At 70.1% G+C, this 22013-nt stretch carries 22 protein-coding genes; 1 reads left to right on the top strand and 21 read right to left on the bottom strand.

Annotated elements, in window-relative coordinates; all coding sequences use genetic code 11:
- Positions 1 to 39 precede the first annotated feature (39 nt).
- The 4 genes from C9J87_RS14970 to C9J87_RS14955 all read right to left on the bottom strand — a co-directional run bounded on the left by C9J87_RS14970 (position 40) and on the right by C9J87_RS14955 (position 5133).
- Positions 40 to 1068, bottom strand: coding sequence for an ABC transporter permease (locus C9J87_RS14970; protein ID WP_010832810.1), 1029 nt, complete (start codon positions 1066 to 1068; stop codon positions 40 to 42).
- 213 nt (positions 1069 to 1281) lie between these two features.
- On the bottom strand, positions 1282 to 3069 hold the full coding sequence (gene aspS / locus C9J87_RS14965; protein WP_010832809.1) for an aspartate--tRNA ligase: 1788 nt from the start codon (positions 3067 to 3069) through the stop codon (positions 1282 to 1284).
- Entirely contained in the window at positions 3066 to 4421 is a 1356-nt protein-coding gene (gene hisS / locus C9J87_RS14960) for a histidine--tRNA ligase (RefSeq protein ID WP_107705925.1), read from the bottom strand. Before hisS ends, aspS begins: the two co-directional genes overlap by 4 nt.
- Before the next feature lies 1 nt (position 4422).
- A complete protein-coding gene (locus C9J87_RS14955) occupies positions 4423 to 5133 on the bottom strand; it encodes an MBL fold metallo-hydrolase (RefSeq protein ID WP_010832807.1) in 711 nt (236 codons plus the stop codon).
- An 80-nt stretch (positions 5134 to 5213) separates the two neighbouring features.
- Here C9J87_RS14955 and C9J87_RS14950 point away from each other — a divergent pair, with 80 nt between their 5' ends.
- Positions 5214 to 6449 carry a DUF349 domain-containing protein gene (locus tag C9J87_RS14950; protein ID WP_107705924.1) on the top strand — a complete coding sequence of 412 codons (1236 nt, stop codon included), beginning with the start codon at positions 5214 to 5216 and terminating at the stop codon, positions 6447 to 6449.
- Here C9J87_RS14950 and C9J87_RS14945 read toward each other — a convergent pair.
- The 17 genes from C9J87_RS14945 to pgsA all read right to left on the bottom strand — a co-directional run bounded on the left by C9J87_RS14945 (position 6446) and on the right by pgsA (position 22007).
- On the bottom strand, positions 6446 to 8683 hold the full coding sequence (locus tag C9J87_RS14945) for a RelA/SpoT family protein (RefSeq protein ID WP_010832805.1): 2238 nt from the start codon (positions 8681 to 8683) through the stop codon (positions 6446 to 6448). The two genes, C9J87_RS14950 and C9J87_RS14945, sit on opposite strands and share 4 nt — an antisense overlap.
- Before the next feature lie 105 nt (positions 8684 to 8788).
- The gene (locus C9J87_RS14940) at positions 8789 to 9307 is read right to left on the bottom strand and encodes an adenine phosphoribosyltransferase (protein WP_036492705.1); all 519 of its coding nucleotides are present in this window, start codon (positions 9305 to 9307) and stop codon (positions 8789 to 8791) included.
- 32 nt (positions 9308 to 9339) lie between these two features.
- A complete protein-coding gene (gene secF, locus C9J87_RS14935; RefSeq protein WP_010832803.1) occupies positions 9340 to 10572 on the bottom strand; it encodes a protein translocase subunit SecF in 1233 nt (410 codons plus the stop codon).
- Positions 10572 to 12206, bottom strand: a complete 1635-nt coding sequence (secD, locus tag C9J87_RS14930; RefSeq protein ID WP_010832802.1) for a protein translocase subunit SecD — start codon at positions 12204 to 12206, stop codon at positions 10572 to 10574. Before secD ends, secF begins: the two co-directional genes overlap by 1 nt.
- A gap of 1 nt (position 12207) precedes the next feature.
- A complete protein-coding gene (gene yajC / locus C9J87_RS14925; RefSeq protein WP_010832801.1) occupies positions 12208 to 12531 on the bottom strand; it encodes a preprotein translocase subunit YajC in 324 nt (107 codons plus the stop codon).
- Positions 12532 to 12637: 106 nt separating this feature from the next.
- Positions 12638 to 13726 (bottom strand): Holliday junction branch migration DNA helicase RuvB, encoded by a 1089-nt coding sequence (gene ruvB, locus C9J87_RS14920; protein ID WP_010832800.1) that lies wholly within the window; start codon positions 13724 to 13726, stop codon positions 12638 to 12640.
- A gap of 4 nt (positions 13727 to 13730) precedes the next feature.
- Positions 13731 to 14330, bottom strand: coding sequence for a Holliday junction branch migration protein RuvA (gene ruvA / locus C9J87_RS14915; RefSeq protein WP_107705923.1), 600 nt, complete (start codon positions 14328 to 14330; stop codon positions 13731 to 13733).
- A complete protein-coding gene (ruvC, locus tag C9J87_RS14910; RefSeq protein WP_010832798.1) occupies positions 14327 to 14857 on the bottom strand; it encodes a crossover junction endodeoxyribonuclease RuvC in 531 nt (176 codons plus the stop codon). The genes ruvA and ruvC overlap by 4 nt, the downstream gene beginning before the upstream one ends.
- Positions 14858 to 14948: 91 nt before the next feature.
- Complete coding sequence (locus C9J87_RS14905; protein ID WP_010832797.1) at positions 14949 to 15734, bottom strand: YebC/PmpR family DNA-binding transcriptional regulator; 786 nt, start codon at positions 15732 to 15734, stop codon at positions 14949 to 14951.
- The gene (gene pdxT, locus C9J87_RS14900; RefSeq protein ID WP_232820070.1) at positions 15734 to 16381 is read right to left on the bottom strand and encodes a pyridoxal 5'-phosphate synthase glutaminase subunit PdxT; all 648 of its coding nucleotides are present in this window, start codon (positions 16379 to 16381) and stop codon (positions 15734 to 15736) included. Before pdxT ends, C9J87_RS14905 begins: the two co-directional genes overlap by 1 nt.
- Before the next feature lie 11 nt (positions 16382 to 16392).
- The gene (locus C9J87_RS14895) at positions 16393 to 16959 is read right to left on the bottom strand and encodes a signal peptidase I (RefSeq protein ID WP_157953222.1); all 567 of its coding nucleotides are present in this window, start codon (positions 16957 to 16959) and stop codon (positions 16393 to 16395) included.
- Positions 16960 to 16969: 10 nt separating this feature from the next.
- Positions 16970 to 18121: a hypothetical protein gene (locus C9J87_RS14890; RefSeq protein ID WP_157953221.1), complete on the bottom strand. Its 1152-nt coding sequence runs from the start codon at positions 18119 to 18121 to the stop codon at positions 16970 to 16972.
- 17 nt (positions 18122 to 18138) lie between these two features.
- Positions 18139 to 18837: a hypothetical protein gene (locus tag C9J87_RS14885; RefSeq protein ID WP_157953220.1), complete on the bottom strand. Its 699-nt coding sequence runs from the start codon at positions 18835 to 18837 to the stop codon at positions 18139 to 18141.
- A gap of 11 nt (positions 18838 to 18848) precedes the next feature.
- On the bottom strand, positions 18849 to 19376 hold the full coding sequence (locus C9J87_RS14880) for an alternate-type signal peptide domain-containing protein (protein WP_157953219.1): 528 nt from the start codon (positions 19374 to 19376) through the stop codon (positions 18849 to 18851).
- A gap of 102 nt (positions 19377 to 19478) precedes the next feature.
- On the bottom strand, positions 19479 to 20333 hold the full coding sequence (locus tag C9J87_RS14875; RefSeq protein WP_107705918.1) for an acyltransferase family protein: 855 nt from the start codon (positions 20331 to 20333) through the stop codon (positions 19479 to 19481).
- A 72-nt stretch (positions 20334 to 20405) separates the two neighbouring features.
- Positions 20406 to 21311 carry a pyridoxal 5'-phosphate synthase lyase subunit PdxS gene (gene pdxS, locus C9J87_RS14870; RefSeq protein WP_010832790.1) on the bottom strand — a complete coding sequence of 302 codons (906 nt, stop codon included), beginning with the start codon at positions 21309 to 21311 and terminating at the stop codon, positions 20406 to 20408.
- A 42-nt stretch (positions 21312 to 21353) separates the two neighbouring features.
- A complete protein-coding gene (gene pgsA, locus C9J87_RS14865; RefSeq protein ID WP_332248905.1) occupies positions 21354 to 22007 on the bottom strand; it encodes a phosphatidylinositol phosphate synthase in 654 nt (217 codons plus the stop codon).
- Positions 22008 to 22013: the final 6 nt, after the last annotated feature.

Below are 22013 nucleotides of genomic sequence, written 5' to 3'. Positions count from 1 at the left end.
CCCGGTAGCCCGGGGTGACAACTTGGGTTGTGACGCGCCTCAGCGGCGGGTCTTCGGGTCGAACGCGTCGCGTACCGCGTCGCCCAACAGGTTGAGTGAGAGGACCAGCGCCACCACGCCCACCATGGGGGCCCAGAGGTAGAGCGAGTAGTTGCTCCAGTAGGGCACTGCGTTGGCGATCGTCTGGCCCCACGAGGCACTGCCCGTGACACCGATCCCCAGGAACGCCAGCCCCGCCTCGGCCGCCACGAAGGCCGGCAGCATCAGCGAGATGCTGATCACGATCGGGGCCATGAGGTTGGGAAGGAGCTCACGGAAGAGGATCCGGTGGGTGGGCATGCCCAGGACCCGGGCCGCGTGCACGAACTCACGCTCACGCAGCGAGAGCACCTCGCCACGAATGAGGCGAGCCACCGTCATCCAGCCGAACATCGACAAGATGCCGATCAGGGAGAGGATCTGGATGGTCTCGTAGCTGTCGCTGGTGCCGAACCGGTCGATGATGATCGGCGCGATGATCAGGGCCGCCAGCAGGAACGGGATGGTCAGGAAGAAGTCGATGATGAACGAGAGGACCTTGTCGACCACGCCACCCACGAAGCCGGCGACGAGCCCGACGACGATGCCGACGACCGACGCGAACAAGGTCGCGGCGCCGGCGATGATCAGCGAGGTCCGGCAGCCGTAGATCCAGTGGGCCAGGTTGTCCGCGCCGGTGCGCGGCGCGATGCCGAGCGGGTGGCTGGGGTCGAACCCGTGGTACGGCGGACCGGTCTTGGGGTAGCCGACGCCGGACGAGGCGAAGTTGCACTCGAGGACCTCACACGAGCTGACCGTCTCGAGGTCGACCCCGAACGCCTTGGCGATCAGGTCGGCGAAGACGGCGACCAGGATGAAGAACAGCACCACGAGCGCGCAGACCACCGCGATCTTGTCGCGGCGCAGGCGCCCGAAGGCGATCTGCAGCGGCGACTTGCCGGTGACCTCCTGGGCCCGCTTGCTGTTGGGGTCGACGGGCGTCTCGTCCGTCAGTGTGCCCAAGGTCTCCGGTGCAGTCGGCTGCGACATGCTCTCCCTTTAACTGGTCCGGGGTTGCTGGTCCGTGATGCTGGTGAGGCGCCGGGGTTCGCCCGGTGGGACTGCCGAGAACACCCTCGATGTGCAGGGGTTCCCGCCAGCGCCGAACGGGACTCTATGTGACGCGGGCCTCACAGACGATCACTGACGCGTAACGATCCGGACACGACCGTCCGTCCAACGGCCGCAGATCTTGGGGAGAGCTCACCCCTCAGGCGGGACATCCTTCGTCGCCTTGGCGTCCACACCGGCTTCCTTCCGCTGCTCGGCGGAGATGGGTGCGGGCGCCGCTGTCAAGGGGTCGAAGCCGCCACCGGACTTGGGGAAGGCGATGACGTCGCGGATGGACTCGGTGCCCGCGAGCAGGGCGACGATCCGGTCCCAGCCGAAGGCGATGCCGCCGTGCGGCGGGGCGCCGTACTTGAACGCCTCGAGCAGGAAGCCGAACTTCTCCTGCGCCTCAGCCTCGTCGAGGCCCATGATCGCGAAGACGCGCTTCTGGATGTCCTCGCGGTGGATACGGATCGATCCCCCACCAATCTCGTTGCCGTTGCAGACGATGTCGTAGGCCCACGCCAGGGCGTTGCCCGGGTCGGCGTCGAACACGTCGAGGTCCTTGGGCGAGGTGAACGCGTGGTGCACGGCCGTCCAGGCACCGCTCCCGACGGCGACGTCACCGGCCGCGGTCGCGTCGCCGGCCGGCTCGAACAGGGGGGCGTCGACGACCCACAGGAAGTTCCAGGCGCTCTCGTCGATCAGGCCACCGCGGCGGCCGATCTCGAGGCGGGCCGCGCCCAGCAGCGCGCGGCTGCTCTTGGCGGGGCCGGCGGCGAAGAAGATGCAGTCGCCCGGCTCCGCGCCCACATGGGCGGCGAGACCGGCCTTCTCCGAGTCGCTGAGGTTCTTGGCGACCGGTCCCCCGAGCTCACCGTCCTCGCCGACCAGGACGTAGGCCAGGCCCTTGGCCCCGCGCTGCTTGGCCCACTCCTGCCAGGCGTCGAGCTTCTTGCGCGGCTGGCTCGCACCACCGGGCATCACCACGGCACCGACGTAGTCGGCCAGGAAGACCCTGAACGTGGTGTCCTTGAAGTAGTCGGTGCACTCGACGAGCTCCTGGCCCATCCGCAGGTCGGGCTTGTCGCTGCCGAAGCGCGCCATCGCCTCGGCGTACGTCATCCGCGGCAGCGGGGTGGGGATCTCGTAGCCGATCAGCTTCCACAGCGCGACCAGGATCTCCTCGGCGACGGCCAGGACGTCGTCCTGCTCGACGAAGCTCATCTCGATGTCGAGCTGGGTGAACTCGGGCTGGCGGTCGGCGCGGAAGTCCTCGTCGCGGTAGCAGCGCGCGATCTGGAAGTAGCGCTCCATGCCCGCGACCATCAGCAGCTGCTTGAACAGCTGGGGGCTCTGCGGCAGGGCATACCAGCTGCCGGGCTGCAGGCGGGCCGGCACGAGGAAGTCGCGTGCGCCCTCAGGCGTGCTGCGGGTCAGGGTCGGGGTCTCGATCTCGACGAAGTCGTGGCGGTCGAGGACGTCGCGCGCCGCCTTGTTGACCTTGCTGCGCAGGCGCAGGGCGTTGTTGGGACCGCTGCGGCGCAGGTCGAGGTAGCGGTGCTTGAGGCGGGCCTCCTCCCCCACGTCGCCGCCCTTGGCGGTGCCGGCCTCGTCGATCGGGAACGGCAGCGGAGCGCTCGCCGCGAGGACCTCGACCTCGGTCGCGACGACCTCGATGTCGCCCGTCGGCAGGTTGGGGTTCTCGTTGCCGGGCTTGCGCGCGACGACCTCACCGGTGACCTTCAGGCAGAACTCGCTGCGGAGGCTGTGCGCCACCTCCTCGTCGCGCACGACGACCTGGACCACACCGCTTGCCTCGCGCAGGTCGAGGAACGCCACCCCGCCGTGGTCACGGCGGCGCGCGACCCATCCCGCGAGGACGACGGTCTGTCCGACGTGCTCGGCGCGCAGGGCGCCGGCGTCATGGGTGCGAATCACTGGTTCTCCTCGAGGGTGGTGGTGCGAGTCGTGACGACCTGCGGTCGCAGGTCTTCTTCGGGTGGGCTCCACGTCGAGGGATCAGCCTCGACCTGGTCACCGGAACGGATGTCCTTGACCTGGTGGGTGCCGTCGGCCTGGCTGAACCAGACGAACGGGATGCCGCGGCGCTCGGCCGCGCGGATCTGCTTGCCGAACTTGGCTGCGTCGGCGGAGACCTCGCAGGCCACGCCGCGGGCGCGGAGGGCGGTCGCGATCGCCGTACTCGCCTCGCGGGCGTCCTCGTCGGTGACGGCCACCAGGACCGCGCTCGGCACCTTGCGGCTGCCCGCGAGCACGCCGTCGGAGATGAGCGGGATGAGGGTGCGGGAGACACCGAACGAGACGCCGACGCCGGGGTAGGTCGTCTTCCCGTCACTGGCGAGCGCGTCGTAGCGACCGCCGCCGCCGACGGACTTGAGCCGCTCGTAGCCGGCCATGAAGACCTCGAGGACAGTGCCGGTGTAGTAGTCGAGGCCGCGGGCGATGCGCAGGTTGGCCTCGACCGAGACACGCTCGGAGGTGGCGCTCGCGCACCCGTCGATGACCGCGGCGAGCTCGACCAGACCCGTCTCCAGCAGCTCGTCCTCGACGCCGAGGGCGCGGACCTGCTCGACGAACGAGGTGTCGGGGACGCGGATGGTCGCCAGCCGCAGGCACAGCTCGGCCTGTTCGGGCGTGGCGCCGGCCTGCTCGACGAGCTGCTCGGCGACGGTCTCCGCGGGGAGCTTGTCGAGCTTGTCGATGACCTTGATCGCGGTGGTGACGTCACTGATGCCGAGGCCGCGGTAGAAGCCCTGGATCAGCTTGCGGTTGTTGACCTGGAACGACAGCGGCGGCAACGGCAGCGCGCCCAGCGCCTCGACCATGACTCGCACGACCTCGACGTCGTGGTGGAAGCCGAGGGTGTCGCGCCCGACGATGTCGATGTCGGCCTGGGTGAACTGGCGGTAGCGACCCTCCTGGGGACGCTCGCCACGCCACGCGGGCTGGATCTGGAAGCGACGGAACGGGAACTCGAGCTTGCCGGCGTTCTCCAGCACGTAGCGCGCGAAGGGCACGGTGAGGTCGAAGTGCATGCCGAGCTCGGCCTTCGCGTCCGGCTCCGCGGCCAGGCGCTGGAGGACGTAGATCTCCTTGTCGATCTCGCCACCCTTGGCCAAGCGGTCGATCGGCTCGACGACGCGGGTCTCGATGTTGGCGAAGCCGTGCAGCTCGAAGGTGCGGGCGAGCGAGGCGATGATCTCGCGCTCGACGACGCGCTGCTCAGGCAGGAGCTCGGGGAATCCGCTGAGCGGGGCGATCTTGGCCATGTCAGAGTCCTCGCGTCACGCGGCCCGCGTCGCCGCGGTCGATCAGGTCGAGCAGATAGGGGTTGGTCGCGCGCTCGCGGCCGATCGAGGTCTGCTCGCCGTGTCCGGGCAGGACGACGATGTCGTCGGCGAGCGGCAGCACCTTGGAGGCGAGGCTCGTCAGCATCGTCGCGTGGTCCCCGCCGGGCAGGTCGGTGCGACCGATCGAGCCCGCGAACAGCAGGTCGCCGGAGAACATGACCTCGGAGATGTCCGCGTCGGCGTACGGCGTGCGGAAGGTGACCGATCCCTCGGTGTGTCCGGGCGTGTGGTCGACGACGAACCGCAGGCCGGCCAGCTCGAGCTCCTGCAGGTCGGTGAGCTCTCGCACGTCGTCGGGCTCGGCCCACTCGTAGCTGCCGCCGAGCAGCATCTGCGTGGTCTCGCGACTCATCCCCGCCATCGGGTCGGTCAGCAGGTGCCGGTCGCTCGGGTGGATCCACGCGGTGGCGTCGTAGGTGCCTGCCACGGGCGCCACGCACCACATGTGGTCGACGTGCCCGTGCGTCACCAGCACCGACACGGGCTTGAGCTTGTGCTCGCGCACGACGTCGGCGACACCGGCGGCGGCGTCCTTGCCGGGGTCGACGACGACGCACTCGCTGCCGGGTCCGGTGGCGATGACGTAGCAGTTGGTGCCCCAGGGTCCAGCGGGGAAGCCGGCAATGAACACGTGTGTGAAGTCCTAGTCGGGTGGCAGGGTCGGGACGGGCGTCAGCCTACCGAGGTGGCTCGTGACTACGATGGGCGACCATGAGCGCCGACAAGCAGTCCGACTGGGGCCGAGTGGCCGAGGACGGCACCGTCTATGTCAAGACCCCCGACGGGGAACGCACTGTGGGGCAGTACCCCGTGGGGACCCCCGAGGAGGCGCTGAAGTTCTACACCGACCGCTTCGATGCGCTCTCCTTCGAGGTGCACCTGCTCGAGCAGCGGATCGCGGCCGGCAAGCTCAGCCCCGAGGAAGCGACCTCGACGGTCAAGATGCTGCGTGAGCAGGTCGTCGAGGCCAACGCCGTCGGCGACCTCACCGGCCTGGCCGCACGTCTCGACGCGACGGGCCCGGTCATCGCCAGCCAGCGTGAGGCCAAGCGGGTCGAGAAGGCCCAGCGGACCGCTGAGTCGAAGGTCGAGAAGGACAAGATCGTCGCCGAGGCGGAGAAGCTCGCCCAGGGCAACGACTGGCGCAACGGTGCCAACCGGCTGCGCGACCTCCTCGACCAGTGGAAGGTCCTTCCCCGCCTCGACAAGGCCACCGACGACGTCCTGTGGAAGCGCTTCAGCAGCGCGCGCACGACGTACACCCGGCGCCGCAAGGCGCACTTCGCCGAGGAGCACGAGAAGCGTGACAGCGCCCGGGTGATCAAGGAGCGGCTCGCCACCGAGGCCGAGTCGCTGTCGACGTCCACCGAGTGGGGCCCGACCGCCGGCCGCTACCGCGACCTGATGCGCGACTGGAAGGCCGCCGGCCCGGCGCCGCGCGACATCGACGACGAGCTGTGGAAGCGCTTCCGCGGTGCGCAGGACGCCTTCTTCGGCGCCCGCGACGCCGCCAACGCCGAGCTCGACAAGGAGTTCGCCGCCAACGCCGAGGTCAAGGAGGAGATCCTCCTCGAGGCCGAGAAGCTCGTCCCCGTGACCGATCTCGACGCCGCGAAGCGCGCCTTCCGCGACCTCGCCGACCGCTGGGACGCCGCCGGCAAGGTCCCGCGCGACCGGATGAAGGACCTCGAGGGCCGGATGCGCAAGGTCGAGCAGACCATCCGCTCGGTCGAGGACGACCAGTGGAAGCGCAGCGACCCGGAGAAGTCCGCCCGCGCCGACGACATCGTCTCCAAGCTCGAGGCCGGCATCGCCGAGGAGCAGGCCAAGCTCGACAAGGCGAAGACCGCCGGTGACGACAAGCGGGTCAAGCAGCTCGAGGACTCGCTCGCCAACAAGCAGGCGTTCCTCGACATGGCGCGCAAGGCCGCCGAGGACTTCAGCTAGTTCGTGACCCGGTAGGCGTCGAAGACGCCGGGCACGCTGCGCACGGCGCGGAGCACGTTGTCGAGGTGGGAGGCGTCTGCCATCTCGAAGGTGAAGCGACTCTTGGCGACCCGGTCGCGGCTGGTCGAGAGCGTCGCACTGAGGATGTTCACGTGGGCGTCCGAGAGGGTGATCGTGATGTCGGAGAGCAGGCGTGCCCGGTCGAGTGCCTCGACCTGGATGTTCACCAGGAACGTGGACTGTGAGCTCGGCGCCCAGTCGACCTCGATCAGCCGCTCCGGCTGGGTCTCGAGCTCGGCGGCGTTGGTGCAGTTGCGCCGGTGCACCGAGACTCCGCCGCCCTTGGTGACGAAACCCAGGATCGGGTCGGGCGGCACGGGCGTGCAGCACTTGGCGAGCTTGACCCATACGTCGTCGACGCCCTTGACGACGACGCCCGAGTCGGTGCTTCCGGTCGTGGCCCGCGAGCGGCGGGTGATGGTCACGCCCTCGGACAGGTCCTCGGCAGCACCGTCGTCTCCGCCGTGCAGGTCGATCACGCGGCGAACGACGGCCTGTGCGCTCAGGTTGTTCTCACCGACGGCGGCGTAGAGCGCCGAGACGTCGGCGTGGTTGAAGTGCTCGGCCGCCTGCATGAGCGACTCGTGGGTCATCAACCGCTTGAGGGGCAGGCCCTCCTTGCGCATCAGCTTGGCGATCTGCTCCTTGCCGCGCTCGATCGCCTCCTCGCGGCGCTCCTTGGTGAACCACTGGCGGATCTTCGATCGCGCCCGGGGGGACTTGACGAAGTTCAGCCAGTCGCGCGAGGGGCCGGCGTTGGCCGACTTGGAGGTGAAGACCTCCACGACGTCGCCGTTGTCGAGCGACGACTCCAGCGGTACGAGGCGGCCGTTGACCCGGGCACCGATCGTGTGGTGCCCGACCTCGGTGTGCACGGCGTAGGCGAAGTCGACCGGGGTGGCTGCGACCGGCAGCGGGATGACGTCACCGCGCGGCGTGAAGACGTAGACCTGCGCCTGGTTCATCTCGAAGCGCAGCGACTCCAGGAACTCGCCCGGGTCCTCGACCTCCTGCTGCCAGTCGAGGAGCTGCTGCAGCCACGACATGTCGTCGCCGATCTGGGAGGAGCCGGCGCGGGCGTCGGTGTCGAGCCCGGCCTTGGTGTCCTCCTTGTACTTCCAGTGCGCCGCCACGCCGTACTCCGCACGACGGTGCATCGCGAAGGTGCGGATCTGCAGCTCGACGGGCTTGCCCTGCGGTCCGATGACCGTGGTGTGCAGCGACTGGTACATGTTGAACTTCGGCATCGCGACGTAGTCCTTGAACCGCCCCAGCACCGGGTTCCAGCGCGAGTGCAGCACCCCGAGGACGGAGTAGCAGTCGCGGACGTCGTCGACGAGGATGCGGATGCCGACCAGGTCGTAGATGTCGGAGAACTCGCGACCACCGACGATCATCTTCTGGTAGATCGAGTAGTAGTGCTTGGGTCGTCCGGTGACCTTGCCCTTGATCTTCGCCTCGCGCAGGTCGCCGTCGACGCGGGCGATGACCTCGGCCAGGAACTGGTCGCGCGACGGCGCACGGTCGGCGACCAGGCGCACGATCTCGTCGTACATCTTCGGGTGCAGCGTCGCGAAGGCGAGGTCCTCGAGCTCCCACTTGAGGGTGTTCATGCCGAGCCTGTGCGCGAGCGGGGCGTAGATGTCGAGGGTCTCGCGGGCCTTGCGCTCCTGCGTCTCGGCCTTGAGGTAGCGCAGCGTGCGCATGTTGTGGAGCCGGTCGGCGAGCTTGATGACCAGCACGCGGATGTCGCGCGACATCGCCACGATCATCTTGCGGATCGTCTCGGCCTGCGCCGAGTCGCCGTACTGCACCTTGTCGAGCTTGGTCACGCCGTCGACGAGGATGGCGACCTCGTCACCGAAATCCTTGCGGAGCTCCTCGAGGGTGTACGGCGTGTCCTCGACCGTGTCGTGGAGCAGCGCCGCCACCAGGGTCGGCTCGGTCATGCCGATGTCGGCCAGGATCGTGGTCACGGCCAGCGGGTGGGTGATGTAGCGGTCCCCGCTCTTGCGCATCTGCGAGCCGTGCATCTTCTCGGCGACGAGATAGGCACGCTCCAGCAGCGCCAGGTCGGCCTTGGGGTGGTTGGCCCGCACGGAGCGGAACAGCGGCTCCAGGACCGGGTTGCCGGTCGGCGCCTTGGCGCCGATGCGAGCCAGCCGTGCGCGCATGCTCCGGGCCGAGACAGGCACCTCGGAGGCGCGCTCCTGCGCCACGGGGGTGCTGGTCTCTTCGCTCATCGCGCCAGTCTAGTGACCGGTCACCGACGGGTGGAGTCAGACGGACGTGATGGCGCTGATCGGCAGGTCGCCGGCTGCGGCGCGCCCCGGCAGGAACGTCAGCTCCATGAGCACCGAGACTCCGACGCAGGTGCCGCCGCACGCCTCGACGAGCTGGCGGGTGGCCGCGACGGTGCCGCCGGTGGCCAGCACGTCGTCGATCAGCAACACTCGCTCCCCCGGCGCTATCGCGTCCTGGTGCAGCTCGAGCGTGGCCTCGCCGTACTCCAGGGAGTAGGAGACGGCGTGGGTGGCGCGCGGCAGCTTGCCGGCCTTGCGGACGGGCACGAAGCCGACCCCGAGCGCGAGCGCGACCGGCGCGGCCAGGATGAAGCCGCGGGCCTCCATGCCGACGACCTTGTCCACCACGACGTTGCCGGCCGCGTCGCGAGCCGTCGCCGCCAGGGCCTCGACGACGGCGGTGAATCCCGCGTGGTCGGCGAGCAGCGGGGTGATGTCCTTGAACATCACGCCGGGCAGCGGATGGTCGGGGACGTCGAGGACGAGGCGCGACATCGCGTCGCGGGCCGCCTCGAGCGCCTGCCGGCTCACTTCTTGCCCCGCTTCGAGCGCGGCTGGCGGGTGGGCTGGACACGGCCGGCCGACGGGCTCGGCTTGACCGGACCGTGTGGCTTGGGGGCGACGCGGCCCTTGTTGATCGCCTCGGTCTGTCGCGGCGGTGCCTTCGCGGGGCGCGTGGCCACCGTCCCGTCCGCGCGCACCCGCCGGGGGTCCGGCGGCGGAGCAGCGTTGCGGTCGGCCGCGGACACCCGCGCGTAGACGTCGGCCGAGGCCTCGCGGCGTCGGGCAGCGGCCCGACGCTCGTCGTGGTCGACGTCCTTCTCGCGCGCCTTGAGCTGCACGAGCAGGGGCGTGGCGATGAAGATCGAGGAGTAGACACCGACCGCCATGCCGACGAACAGGGCGAGGGCGAGGTCCTTGAGCGAGCCCGATCCCAGCTGCACGACGCCGACGTACAAGATCGCGGCGACCGGGATGAGCGCGACGAGCGAGGTGTTGATCGAGCGGACCAGGGTCTGGTTGACGGCGAGGTTGGCCGCCTCGGCGTAGGTCAGGCGCGAGCGCTTCAGCTGGTGGGTGTTCTCGCGGACCTTGTCGAAGACGACGACGGTGTCGTAGAGCGAGAAACCTAGGATCGTCAGCACACCGGTCACCGTGGCCGGGGACACCTCGAAGCCCGACAGCGCATAGATCCCGATGGTGATGAGGATGTCGTGGGCCAGCGCGACGATCGCTGCGACCGACATCTTCCACTCGCGGAAGTAGGCCCAGATGAAGAGCACGACCAGGACCAGGAAGACCACGAGCCCGATCAGGGACCGCTCGGCGACCTCCTTGCCCCAGCTGGGGCCGATCTCCGTCTGGGAGATGTCCGCCTGGGTCGCACCGGTCACCTCCAGGATCGTGGCGACCAGATCGGCGCTCTCCTCGTCGTCGACCGGCTCGGTCTGGACGATGATCGCCTCGCTGCCCGAGGTCGTGACGACGGGGGCCGACGCGCTCTCGATGCCGGTGCCGGCGACCGCCGTCCGCAGGTCGTCGGCCGTGTCCTGGGTGGCCTTGTCGGCCGAGACCGTGACGCGGTACTCGGCGCCGCCGGTGAACTCGATGCCCATGTTGAGGCCCTTGGACACCAGCCCGAAGGCCGCCACCGCGATGAGCACCGCCGAGAGGGCGTACCAGACCCACGTGCGACCGACGAAGTCGATCGAGCGGCGCCCGGAGTAGAGGTCGTTGCCGAGTCGTGAGAACGCGCCCATCAGGCCTTGCCTCCAGCGGTCGAGGTCGCGATGGCGTCCATGCCGAGGGTGTCGGCACTGAGCCCCGACAGGGCGTGGCCACGGTTGAAGAACGAGAAGCGCGCCAGCCACGACACGAGCGGGTGGGTGAACCAGAAGAAGACCACCAGGTCGATGAGCGTGGACAGGCCGAGCGCGAACGCGAAGCCCTTCACCACACCGGCGGCGAAGATGTAGAGGACCACCGCGGCCAGCAGCGAGACGGTGTCGGCCGCCAGGCAGGTGTTGCGGGCCCGCGCCCAGCCCGCCTCGACGGCGACGCGCATCGACTTGCCGTCGCGCATCTCGTCGCGGATGCGTTCGAAGTAGACGATGAAGGAGTCGGCGGTGATGCCGACCGCGACGATCAGCCCGGCGATCCCGGGCAGGGACAGCGTGAAGCCGACGCCCTCACTGAGCAGCACCACGAACGAGTAGATCAGGGCCGCCGCCATGAGCAGCGATGCGATCACGACCAGGCCGAGGCCGCGGTAGTAGAGCAGGCAGTAGAGCATCACCAGGACCAGCCCGACGAGACCGGCGGTGATGCCGGCCGAGAGCTGGTTGCCGGCCAGCGACGGGCCGACCAGCTCGACCGGCGGGTCCTTCTCGAAGGAGATCGGCAAGGCGCCGTACTTGAGGCTGGTCGCGAGGCTCTTGGCCTCGGCCTCGGTGAACTGCCCGGTGATCTGGGCGTTGCCGTCGGTGATCAGCCCCTCCATCGTCGGCGCCGAGATGACTCGGCCGTCGAGCACGATGGCGAACTGCTTGTCGGTGTTGACCAGGGCCTGCGAGATGCGGGCGAACTCGAGGGTGCCGGCGCGGTTGAAGTTGAGGTCGACTCCCCACTCCACGCTCTGCTGGCTGGGCGGCAAGGTGGAGGCCGAGCTGAGGTCGGTGCCCTCGATCAGGGTCTTCGACAACAGCATCTTCGAGCCGAACTGGTCGCAGGTGATCAGCGGCTTGTCCGGGTCGTCGTCGATGTCCGCGACCGCACCGTCGGCCGGGCAGCTGAACTTGTTGAACGCCGCCACGGACTCGGCGTCCGGGTTGTCCATCCACACCAACGGGTCGTCGTCCCCCGCGGCCGGCTGCTCGGTGGCCGGCGACGGTGACTGGGACGGGGACGGGGACTTGGTCGGCTTCTTCTTGTCCTTCTCGTCCGCCCAGGCGTACGGCGCCCGCTTGCTGCCCGGAACGCCCGTGCCGGGCACGGAGCTGGGCAGGGGGCCGGAGCCGGTGGCGCCGGCCACGCCGTTGGCGACGGCAGCGACGACGCGGAAGCGGAGCTGGGCCTGGCGCTTGACGGTCTCGACGAGGTCGCGCCGGCTCTCGCCGGGGATCTCCACGACGATGTACTGGTTGCCCTGCGTGGAGACCTCGGCCTCGGCGACGCCCGAGCCGTTGACCCGGTCCTCGATGATGCCGCGGGCCTCGGCCAGGCTCTCGCTGGACACGTCACCCTCGGCGACCAGCGTGATCCGGGTGCCGCCCTGGAGGTCGAGCCCCAGCTTGGGCTTCCAGACCCCGGCGAGCGCGACCAGCCCGTAGGTCAGTGCGGTGACGAGGAAGAAGACGACGAGGGTGCGACCCGGGTTGGGCTTCCGAGCGGCCACGTCAGCGTGCCTGGTCGTCCGGTCCAGTGCTCGGGTCGGTCGGGTCGGTCGGGTCGGTGGGCGCGACCTGGTTGTCGACGACGCTGATCGCGGCACGCGCGACCTCGATCTCGGTGCCGGGTGCGATCTCGATCCGGACGCGGTCGTCGCCCAGGGACCGGACGGTGCCGAAGATCCCCGCCGACAGCATGACCCGCTGTCCGGGCTGGAGGTCCGCCTGGAGCTTGGCGATGGCCTTCTGGCGACGGGATGCGGGGCGCACCACCATGACCCAGAAGAGCAGCGCGATGGCTACCAGCGGAAGAAGGGAAGCGAACTGCTCCACGAAATTACCTCAAGCGTCTCGGTGGGATGGGGGTGGTGCGGCGCAGGCGCGGATGCGCCCGAGCGACCAACGCTGGAGTGTACGCGGGCGCTGCGACGCCCGGTCGTCACGCGTCGTCGAACAGGGGCGAGTCGACACCGGCCGGCTGCGCGGGCGGTGTCAGGCCGAGGTGGTGCCACGCGGCGGCGGTGGCGATCCGTCCTCGCGGGGTGCGCGCCAGCAGGCCGAGCCGGACCAGGAACGGCTCGGCGACCTCCTCGACCGTCTCGCGCTCCTCACCGACCGCGACGGCGAGCGTCGAGATGCCGACCGGGCCGCCGCCGAAGCGGCGGCACAGCGCGTCCAGGACGCCGCGGTCGAGCCGGTCGAGGCCGGACTCGTCGACCTCGTAGAGCTCGAGGGCATCGCGCGCGACCTCGAGGGTCACCACGCCGTCCGCGCGGACCTGGGCGAAGTCGCGCACGCGGCGCAGCAGCCGGTTGGCGATGCGCGGGGTCCCCCGCGAGCGACCCGCGATCTCGGCCGAGCCCTCGTCGGTCAGCTCGACGCCGAGCAGCCCGGCGGAGCGGTGCACGATCAGGTCGAGCTCGTGGGGCTCGTAGAACTCCAGGTGTGCGGTGAAGCCGAAGCGATCGCGCAGCGGCCCCGGCAGCAGGCCGGCGCGGGTGGTGGCTCCGACGAGGGTGAAGGGCGGGATCTCCAACGGGATCGCGGTCGCACCCGGGCCCTTGCCGATGACGACGTCGACGCGGAAGTCCTCCATCGCCATGTAGAGGAGCTCCTCGGCCGGGCGCGACATGCGGTGGATCTCGTCGACGAACAGGACGTCGCCCTCGTTGAGGCCCGACAGGATCGCGGCGAGGTCGCCGGCGTGGGTGATCGCCGGGCCACTGGTGAGCCGCAGGGGCGCGGACATCTCGCCGGCGATGATCATGGCGAGGGTGGTCTTGCCGAGCCCGGGCGGTCCGGAGAGCAGCACGTGGTCCGGCGCCCTCCCCCGGCGTCGGGCAGCCTCCAGCACCAGCCCGAGCTGGTCGCGCACCCGCACCTGGCCGACGACCTCGTCCAGGCTGCGCGGTCGCAGCGCTGCCTCGACCGCGCGGTCGTCGCCGTCGGCGTCCGCGGACGTGAGCCGCTGGAGGTGCGCGGACTCGGCGGGCGTGAGCTCGTCCTCGGTGTCGGCTTCCCAGTTCACGTCGTCACGCCTTGCTCAGCGCGCGCAGGGCGGCGCGCAGGAGGGAGGGGACGTCAGGGCTGGCACCCGCATCGGGCGCGACGATCTCGACGGCCTGCTCGGCCTCCTTGCTCGACCAGCCGAGCCCGACGAGCCCCTGGTGCACCTGGTCGCGCCAGGGGGCACCGGGCGTGGTCGCCTGGCCGGCGAGCCGGGCGCCCGTCGGCGCGCCGATGCGGTCCTTGAGCTCGAGGATGATCCGCTGCGCGCCCTTCTGGCCGATGCCGGGGACGCGGGTCAGGGTCTTGACGTCCTCCCCCGCCACCGCGGCGCGCAGGTCGTCGGGCGAGAGCACCGCGACCATCGCCTGGGCCACCTTGGGCCCGACCCCGGAGGCGGTCTGGACGAGCTCGAAGATCTGCTTCTCGTCGTCGTCGAGGAAGCCGAAGACGGTCAGCGAGTCCTCGCGCACCACCATGCTCGTGGGCAGGGTCGCGGTCGACCCGATGCGCAGCGTGGCGAGGGTGCCGGGCGTGCACATCAGCTCGAGGCCGATCCCGCCGACCTCGAGGACGGCGCTGGTGAGGGTGAGGGCGGCGACTTCGCCGCGGACGAACGCGATCACGATCTGCTCCTAGCGGCGGCCTGCGCCTGCACCGCCGCGTCGATTCTTGCCTGGGCGCCACCGCGCCAGATGTGGGTGATGGCCAGCGCCAGGGCGTCGGCCGCGTCCGCGGGCTTGGGCGGTGCGTCCAGGCGCAGGATGCGGGTCACCATCGCGGTGACCTGGGCCTTGTTGGCCCGCCCGCTGCCGGAGACAGCGGCCTTGACCTCGCTCGGCGTGTGCAGGGCGATCGGCAGGCCGCGGCGCGCGGCGACCACGAGGGCGATGCCGCTGGCCTGGGCGGTGCCCATGATGGTGCTGGAGTCGGAGCGGGCGAAGACCCGCTCGACGGCCACCGCGTCGGGCTGGAACTCGTCGAGCCAGGCGTCGAGCCCGCGCTCGATCGTCACCAGCCGCTGCGCGATCGGCTCGGTGTGGCTCGTGCGGATCACGTTGACGTCGACCAGCGTGAGCGGTCGACCCACGGAGCCCTCGACCACCCCGACGCCGCAGCGCGTCAGGCCGGGGTCGATCCCGAGCACCCGCATGAAGTCAGCCTTTCGTCCGAACGTCTGTTCGGGCCAACGCTAACCTGCAGCGCCGACGCGGCGGCGTACGACACGCGCGGAGCGGGGAAGCTCAGTCCTCGTCCTCGTCGAGCTGGGCCAGCACCTCGTCGGGGATGTCGACGTTGGTGAAGACGTTCTGCACGTCGTCGAGGTCCTCGAGGGCGTCGGCCAGCTTGAGCACCTTGACCGCGGCGTCCTTGTCGACGGGGATCTCCATGCTCGGCACGAACTCGACGTCGGCGGAGTCGTAGTCGATCGCCGCGGTCTGCAGGGCGGTGCGCACGGCGACCATGTCGGTGGCCTCGGAGATGACCCGGAACGAGTCGTCCTGGTCGTTGACGTCCTCGGCGCCGGCGTCGAGGGTCGCCTCGAGCACCATGTCCTCGGTGACCTCGGTGGTCGCTCCGTCCTTCTCCTGCGACTTCAGCAGCACGATGACGCCCTTGCGGGTGAACAGGCGCGAGACCGAGCCGGGGTCGGCGAGCGTGCCGCCGTTGCGGGTCACGGCGGTGCGCACCTCCATCGCCGCGCGGTTCTTGTTGTCGGTGAGGCACTCGACGAGGAAGGCCACGCCGGCGGGGCCGTAGACCTCGTACATGATCGTCTCGTAGTTGACGCCGGTGCCTTCGAGACCGCCGCCACGCTTGACCGCGGAGTCGATGTTCTTGTTGGGGACCGACTGCTTCTTGGCCTTCTGCACCGCGTCGAAGAGCGTCGGGTTGCCGGTGAGGTCGGGGCCGCCCATCTTCGCCGCGATCTCGATGTTCTTGATCAGCTTGGCGAACAGCTTGCCGCGCTTGGCGTCGATCGCGGCCTTCTTGTGCTTCGTGGTCGCCCACTTGGAGTGGCCAGACATCAGTCCCTCTTCGTCTCGTGATCGGTGGGGCGTTCGGCGCGGGCTCGGCGCACCAGGTCAACGAACAGCTCGTGGACCCGGGCGTCACCGCCGACCTCCGGATGGAAGGAGGTCGCCATCAGCGAACCCTGGCGAACGGCCACGATCCTACCGGCGGCCGCCCCCCGCGCGGGATCGGCCGGCACGCGGGCCAGCACCTCCACGCCGTCACCGACCGCCTCGACCCACGGCGCACGGATGAAGACCGCGTGCACCGGCTCGTCGAGACCGGTCAACGGGAGGTCGCCCTCGAAGCTGTCGACCTGGCGGCCGAACGCGTTGCGGCGCACGGTGATGTCGAGCCCGCCGAGGGTCTCCTGACCGACCGCACCGCCCTCGATCCGGTCGGCGAGCAGGATCATGCCGGCGCACGTGCCGAACGTCGGCAGCCCGTCGCGGATGCGCGCCCGCAGCGGCTCGTAGAGCTCGAAGATCTTCGCCAGCTTGATCATCGTGGTCGACTCCCCGCCGGGGATGATGAGCCCGTCCACCGAGGCCAGCTCCGCCGGGCGGCGTACGGCGATGGCCCGCTCGCCGAGTCGGGTGAGCACGGCGAGGTGTTCGCGCACGTCGCCCTGGAGGGCGAGCACGCCGATGGTGTGGTCCACGTCGGCAGATCCTAGAGGCGGCCGGCCGAGCGGTCGGCGCGAGTGTCCCGCACCCGCGTGCGAGGGCGGCGGTGGAGGGCCGCCTGCGCGAGCTGCCAGGCGGCGTAGCCGAGGAGGCCGCCCGCGAGCACGACGATCCCGGTGTCCTTCTTCTCCTGGGTGAGGGCCGTCGCGACGTAGCCGGCGTAGGGCACGTGGTACCGCGCCCTGCCCCTGATCTGCTGCTCGGTCAGCTCCCACGCGTCGTCGGTGTCGTTGGCGTCGCCCCGGGTGGTGAACACGGCCACCCCGTCCTGTCGCCACTGCTTCCGCACGATCCGGTGGGTCGTGAGGCTCGGGTCGTCCGGCCGCGGCAGGAACGTGATGATGTCGCCGACCTCGAGGTCGTTGGCGTCCTCCGCGCCATTGACACGCTCCACCACCACCTGGCTGCCGACCGGGTAGGTGGGGGTCATCGAGCCCGACAGCACCGTGAGCGGCACCCAGCCGCAGGCCCGCGGGACGACCACGAGCGCGGCGAGCAGGGCCACGGCGACGATCAGGACGAGGGACATCGCGGTGCGCAGGAGCACCCTCACCCGACGCATCTCAGCCGAGCCCGACCGGCGTGGAGCCGGCGTTGGCCACGCCGGCGCTCGTCACGGTGGCCACCCCACCGGTCCGGCACGTGAAGTAGTCGTCGAGCTGCGCGTTCCCCTCGCTCACGAGCACCATCCAGTCGGCGTCGACGTACACGCTGGAACCGGCGTAGGGGTAGGCGCGCACCGAGAGGTAGACGGGGGTGGGAGCGTCGGCAGCGAGCCAGCTGCTGTTGATGTTGGCCGACATCCTGACTGCGCCGGCGTACTGGTCGATGGGACCCGCGGTCTGGTCGGTGCCGCTGCGCAGGGGCGCCCAGGTGGTGCCGTCCGTGGAGCGGATGACGGTGAACCGGTCGACGGCAGGGGTCGGGACGCTCGCCGAGCTCCCGGCGAACGGCCACGCCCAGTAGAGGCGCCCGTAGACACCGATCGGGGATCGTGCGCCGAGCACCGAGGTCCGTGCGCACACCACGTTGTCGACCGAGGGCCTGGTGGCAGGAGGGAGCTTCACCTGGTAGCGGCTGGTCAGCGTCGCCGTCGTGGACGACCACGTTCCCGGCGCCTCCGACCGCTGCCGGACCTTGGTCTGGATGTCGAGCTGCCGACCAGCGTGGGCGAGCAGGAACTCGGCGTTGGTGCCGGTCCGCTCCACCAGCGGACACACGGACTTCGTCTGCCCGGGCGTGAGCACGTCTCCGGTGACCTTGGCCGAGGCACGGGGATACTCGGTGCCGCTGGCGAGCGCGTTCGCGCCGTTCACCGCCCAGTAGGGCGCTCCGGACGCGCCGGCCAGGCAGCCGGTGGTCGTGGGGTCGTAGTTGAGGCGCACGTTGCCGAGCAGGGTCGAGGTCGTGTTGCTGGCCGGCACCGTCGCGCGTGCGCTGACCACGTCGATCCACGACGCATGGGTCTGGGAGAGGTTCTGGACCGTCATGGCCGGCTCGTTGGCGATGTCGTCCGGTGCTGACTGGCCGTGGTCGACGGTGTTGGTCGTGCCGGCTGTTGCCAGGCCGAAGGTGTCGCTCCGGGCATCGGCGAGCGTGACGACGAGCTCCTCGCGCCAGCCGGCCTGCGTCGAGTGCGACGAGGTGAGGAGCGCAGGCGCGAGCACGACGACGAGGACAGCCGCCACGGCTGCCACGAATCGTTTCGTGCTCATGGTGCTCCTCGGGAAGGTCAGCTGGTCTGGTCGAAGGTGGCCCGGATCGAGCCGAGGTCGAGGACCTGGGTCCACAGCGCCTCGTTCCACGGGGCTCCCGCGTCGTCGAGCGGGGTCTGGATGGTCGCGACCGCCTGGTAGGTGCCGAAGTCGCCGGCGGCACGTGAGACCTGGGTGGTCGAGACCAGCCCGCTCACCGGAGCCGCGGCCCCGCCCGGGCGGGTGACACCCAGGGTGACCGCCGACGACCGGGCCAGCAGCGACGCCGTCGGTGCCCGGTCGAGCAGCGCCGATGCGTCGACGACGAGGGCTCCGCGCAGGTTGTCGCCGTTCCCGGCGAGGGTGACGTCGCGGACCACGCGCACTGCGTCACCCGGGATGAGCCGTTCCGCGGCCAGGGACGACGTCACCACCCTGCACTCGACGAACGGTGCCGTGGGCGCGCAGGTGGTGGAGGACGAGAACGAGCGGCTCCCCACCGGCTGGCGCGAGTGCAGCTGCACCTGCAGCGTGCCGCTCAGGGAGACCGAGCCGGCCTGGATGTTCCCCAGCGCGCGCTGACCCTGGTCGTGCCACTCACTCCAGGTGCCGAGACCGCTGGTGAGCAGCAGCAGCCCGAGCACGGTGGCCAGCGTCGCGCCGGCCACCCTGCCGGGACCCTGCCGGCCGTCGGCACGGTGCCGGGGCCGGACCGCGCTCGCCGGAACAGCAGGCACGACGATCAGTCCTAGACCACGACCGGGTTGGCGTTCTGGACCAGGTTCACGGTCAGGGCCGCCAGGCTGAGCACCTCGTCCTCACCCACGGTGGTCGTGAACGGCATCGTGACCGTGACGGTGACCGGGATGGCCGTGTCGTCGTTGGCCTCAGTGATCTGGCGGGTCGCCGTCCCGGAACCGTCAAACTCCGCGACGACGGTGACGTCGTTGGCGAGGGCGCCAGAGCCGGCCGGGAGGGTCGCCGTCAGGGTGGCGGTCAGGTTGTCGCCCAGCAGATCGGGGGTGACAGTGGTGGTGTACTCCACGACGTCGCCCGGAACCATGCGGAACAGCGAGATGTCGGAGATGAGCTTCGGTGTGGCGGCGGTGATGTCGGTCCACTCGCCGGAGGCGACCGTCAGCGTGAGGTGACCAGCGGTCACGGAGCCGGGCGCCGCGGTGCGGCTCTCCGACCAGTTGGCGAACGTGCCGCCGACGCCGGTGAGGAGCGTGACGCCGGCGACGGCGGCGATGACGCCCTTGGTGGACTTGTTCATGAGGGTTCTCCAGGTGTGAGGGCTCCCCGAGAACCGACGCCAGTGAAGCAACTCCCCACCCCAGCCGTGGGCGAGTTCGTCAAAACCCCCCGCATGGACCATTTACGCGCCGTATCCCGTCACCGATGGGGCCATCCCCTTCGGCCCGTCGGCGGGTTGGAGCATCGTCCGCGATGGCCACGCGAACAAGGCGTCGACGACGGAGTGTCCTCGGGCGTGCACCAGCATCGTGCCGACCACGAGCGGCACTGCCACGGCCAGCACGAAGAGCAGCGCGGCCGAGCCCACCCCGAGCCACGCCCCCAGGTCGGTCACGAAGATGATGACGATCAGGTGGCTGACGTAGAACACGAGGGAGTTGCGCCCTACGAAGCCCAGCACGTCGCGCGGTGGCACCGGTGCCGGGCGCAGCCAGCGGCGTACGACCCGACCGAGGGTGTCGCCGACCAGGAACCAGCCGAGCAGCCAGGCGAGCTTGTGCCAGTCAGCGGTCGGGTCGGCCTGCCAGGCGAGCGCGAGGACGAGCGGACCGCCGGCGATCCGCAGCCACGACGGCAGCGCGAGGCTGACGACGTAGAAGACGAAGAGGTAGGCCAGGAACCACAGGTAGGTCTTCGGGTCGTAGGCGAGGTGCGCGACGTAGTCCCAGCCGAGGCCGCCCGCACGCGCTGCGACGTAGGCCGTGTCGAGCGTGACCCACACGAGGTAGGGCCACAGCAGCGCGCGGACCTTGCCGCGCAGGTAGCTCCGCCACGGCTTGGCCAGCGCCGGCGTGAGCAGGACGCCGGAGAGGGCGACCAGCAGCGGCATGCGGTACGGCGCCAACAGCCCGTTGACCGCGTGCACGAGCGGCAGGTCGTGGCCGCTGGCGGCGCGAACGCTCAGCTCGGCGTGGAGGACGACCACGGCAATCATCGCCGCACCACGGAGTCGGTCCATCCACAGGAGGCGCAGCATCCGGGCAGGATGCCCGTCCCAGTGGTCGCGACGGCAACGCCGCCGCGACCACCAGGCAAACTCGGGAGCGGACTACCAGCCGCGCTCGGAGAGGCGGTGCGGCTGCGGGATCTCGTCGACGTTGATGCCGACCATCGCCTCGCCCAGACCGCGGCTGACCTTGGCCACCACGTCGGGGTCGTCGAAGAACGTCGTCGCCTTGACGATCGCCTCGGCGCGCTGCTCGGGGTTGCCGGACTTGAAGATGCCCGAGCCGACGAACACGCCCTCGGCACCGAGCTGCATCATCATCGCGGCGTCGGCCGGGGTGGCGATGCCGCCCGCGGTGAACAGCACCACCGGGAGCTTCCCGGCCTCGGCGACCTCCTTGACCAGGTCGTACGGCGCCTGCAGCTCCTTCGCCGCGACGTAGAGCTCGTCGGGCTCCAGGCCCTGGAGGCGGCGCAGCTCGGCGCGGATCGTGCGCATGTGGGTGACGGCGTTGGACACGTCACCGGTGCCGGCCTCGCCCTTGGAGCGGATCATCGCCGCGCCCTCGGTGATGCGGCGCAGCGCCTCGCCGAGGTTGGTCGCACCACAGACGAAGGGGACCGTGAAGTTCCACTTGTCGATGTGGTTGGCGTAGTCGGCCGGGGTCAGGACCTCGGACTCGTCGATGTAGTCGACACCGAGCGACTGCAGGATCTGCGCCTCGGCGAAGTGGCCGATGCGGGCCTTGGCCATGACCGGGATCGAGACGGCCTCGATGATCGAGTCGATCATGTCGGGGTCGCTCATGCGGCTGACGCCACCCTGGGCGCGGATGTCGGCGGGGACCCGCTCGAGGGCCATCACGGCGACGGCGCCGGCGTCCTCGGCGATCTTCGCCTGCTCGGCGGTGACGACGTCCATGATGACGCCGCCCTTGAGCATTTCGGCCATGCCGCGCTTGACGCGCGAGGTGCCGGTTTCGGTCGTGGTTGCAGGGGTTTCAGCCATGGGCCAATCCTACGGCGCTGCGGCGTACATGCCGATTCGGGATCAGCCCTCCGGGCGGACCTCGGCGAGCGCCTGTCGCCGTACGAGCAGGATCCGCTGGAGGACGGTCACCGTGCTGGCCACGGCGAGCAGCCACAGGGTGACTTCGTAGAGGATCGGCAGGTCGAGGACGTCGCCGAAGAAGGTCAGCACGAGGATCGCGACGAGGCGATCGGCCCGCTCGGCGATGCCGGTCTTGGCGTTGAAGCCCAGGCCTTCACCGCGGCAGCGGGCATAGGAGGTGACCGAGCCCATCACCAGGCACACGAGCGCCAGGCAGAGGTAGAGCCGGTCCTCGGCCACCCAGGCGAAGTAGAGCGCCAGGCCGGCGAAGATCGCGCCGTCGGCGATCCGGTCGAGGGTCGAGTCGAGGAACGCGCCGAACGTGTCCTTGCGGCCGACGGCTCGCGCCATCGCCCCGTCGATCAGGTCGCTGAACACGAAGGCGGTGATGAACAGCACTCCCTGCCACAGCATCCCCTGCGGGAAGAAGATCAGCGCGCCCGCGCAGACACCGATCGTGCCGACGAGCGTGACCGCGTCGGGGCTGATCCCGAGCTTGATGAACAGCTTGATGAAGGGCTGCAGCACCACGCCCTGCCAGAAGCCCTTGAAGCGGTCGAGCACGGAGCTGGTCAGCACATTTCCCTCAGGCACGGCCGC

This window comes from Nocardioides allogilvus (genome assembly GCF_003047285.1).
GTDB lineage: Bacteria > Actinomycetota > Actinomycetes > Propionibacteriales > Nocardioidaceae > Nocardioides > Nocardioides allogilvus.
The sequence above is the reverse complement of the archived record's forward strand: the minus strand, read 5'-3'. Positions and strand labels throughout refer to the sequence as shown.

What these genes read in the sequence shown, in the direction of transcription:
- C9J87_RS14875 (WP_107705918.1), bottom strand. Translation starts at nt 20,333, where the DNA reads ATGCTGCGCCTCCTGTGGATGGACCGACTCCGTGGTGCGGCGATGATT.
- C9J87_RS14890 (WP_157953221.1), bottom strand. Translation starts at nt 18,121, where the DNA reads ATGAGCACGAAACGATTCGTGGCAGCCGTGGCGGCTGTCCTCGTCGTC.
- C9J87_RS14880 (WP_157953219.1), bottom strand. Translation starts at nt 19,376, where the DNA reads ATGAACAAGTCCACCAAGGGCGTCATCGCCGCCGTCGCCGGCGTCACG.
- secF (WP_010832803.1), bottom strand. Translation starts at nt 10,572, where the DNA reads ATGGGCGCGTTCTCACGACTCGGCAACGACCTCTACTCCGGGCGCCGC.
- C9J87_RS14950 (WP_107705924.1), top strand. Translation starts at nt 5,214, where the DNA reads ATGAGCGCCGACAAGCAGTCCGACTGGGGCCGAGTGGCCGAGGACGGC.
- ruvC (WP_010832798.1), bottom strand. Translation starts at nt 14,857, where the DNA reads ATGCGGGTGCTCGGGATCGACCCCGGCCTGACGCGCTGCGGCGTCGGG.
- hisS (WP_107705925.1), bottom strand. Translation starts at nt 4,421, where the DNA reads ATGGCCAAGATCGCCCCGCTCAGCGGATTCCCCGAGCTCCTGCCTGAG.
- C9J87_RS14945 (WP_010832805.1), bottom strand. Translation starts at nt 8,683, where the DNA reads ATGCGCGCACGGCTGGCTCGCATCGGCGCCAAGGCGCCGACCGGCAAC.
- C9J87_RS14905 (WP_010832797.1), bottom strand. Translation starts at nt 15,734, where the DNA reads ATGTCTGGCCACTCCAAGTGGGCGACCACGAAGCACAAGAAGGCCGCG.
- C9J87_RS14970 (WP_010832810.1), bottom strand. Translation starts at nt 1,068, where the DNA reads ATGTCGCAGCCGACTGCACCGGAGACCTTGGGCACACTGACGGACGAG.
- C9J87_RS14940 (WP_036492705.1), bottom strand. Translation starts at nt 9,307, where the DNA reads ATGTCGCGCCTCGTCCTCGACGTCCCCGACCATCCGCTGCCCGGCGTG.
- pdxS (WP_010832790.1), bottom strand. Translation starts at nt 21,311, where the DNA reads ATGGCTGAAACCCCTGCAACCACGACCGAAACCGGCACCTCGCGCGTC.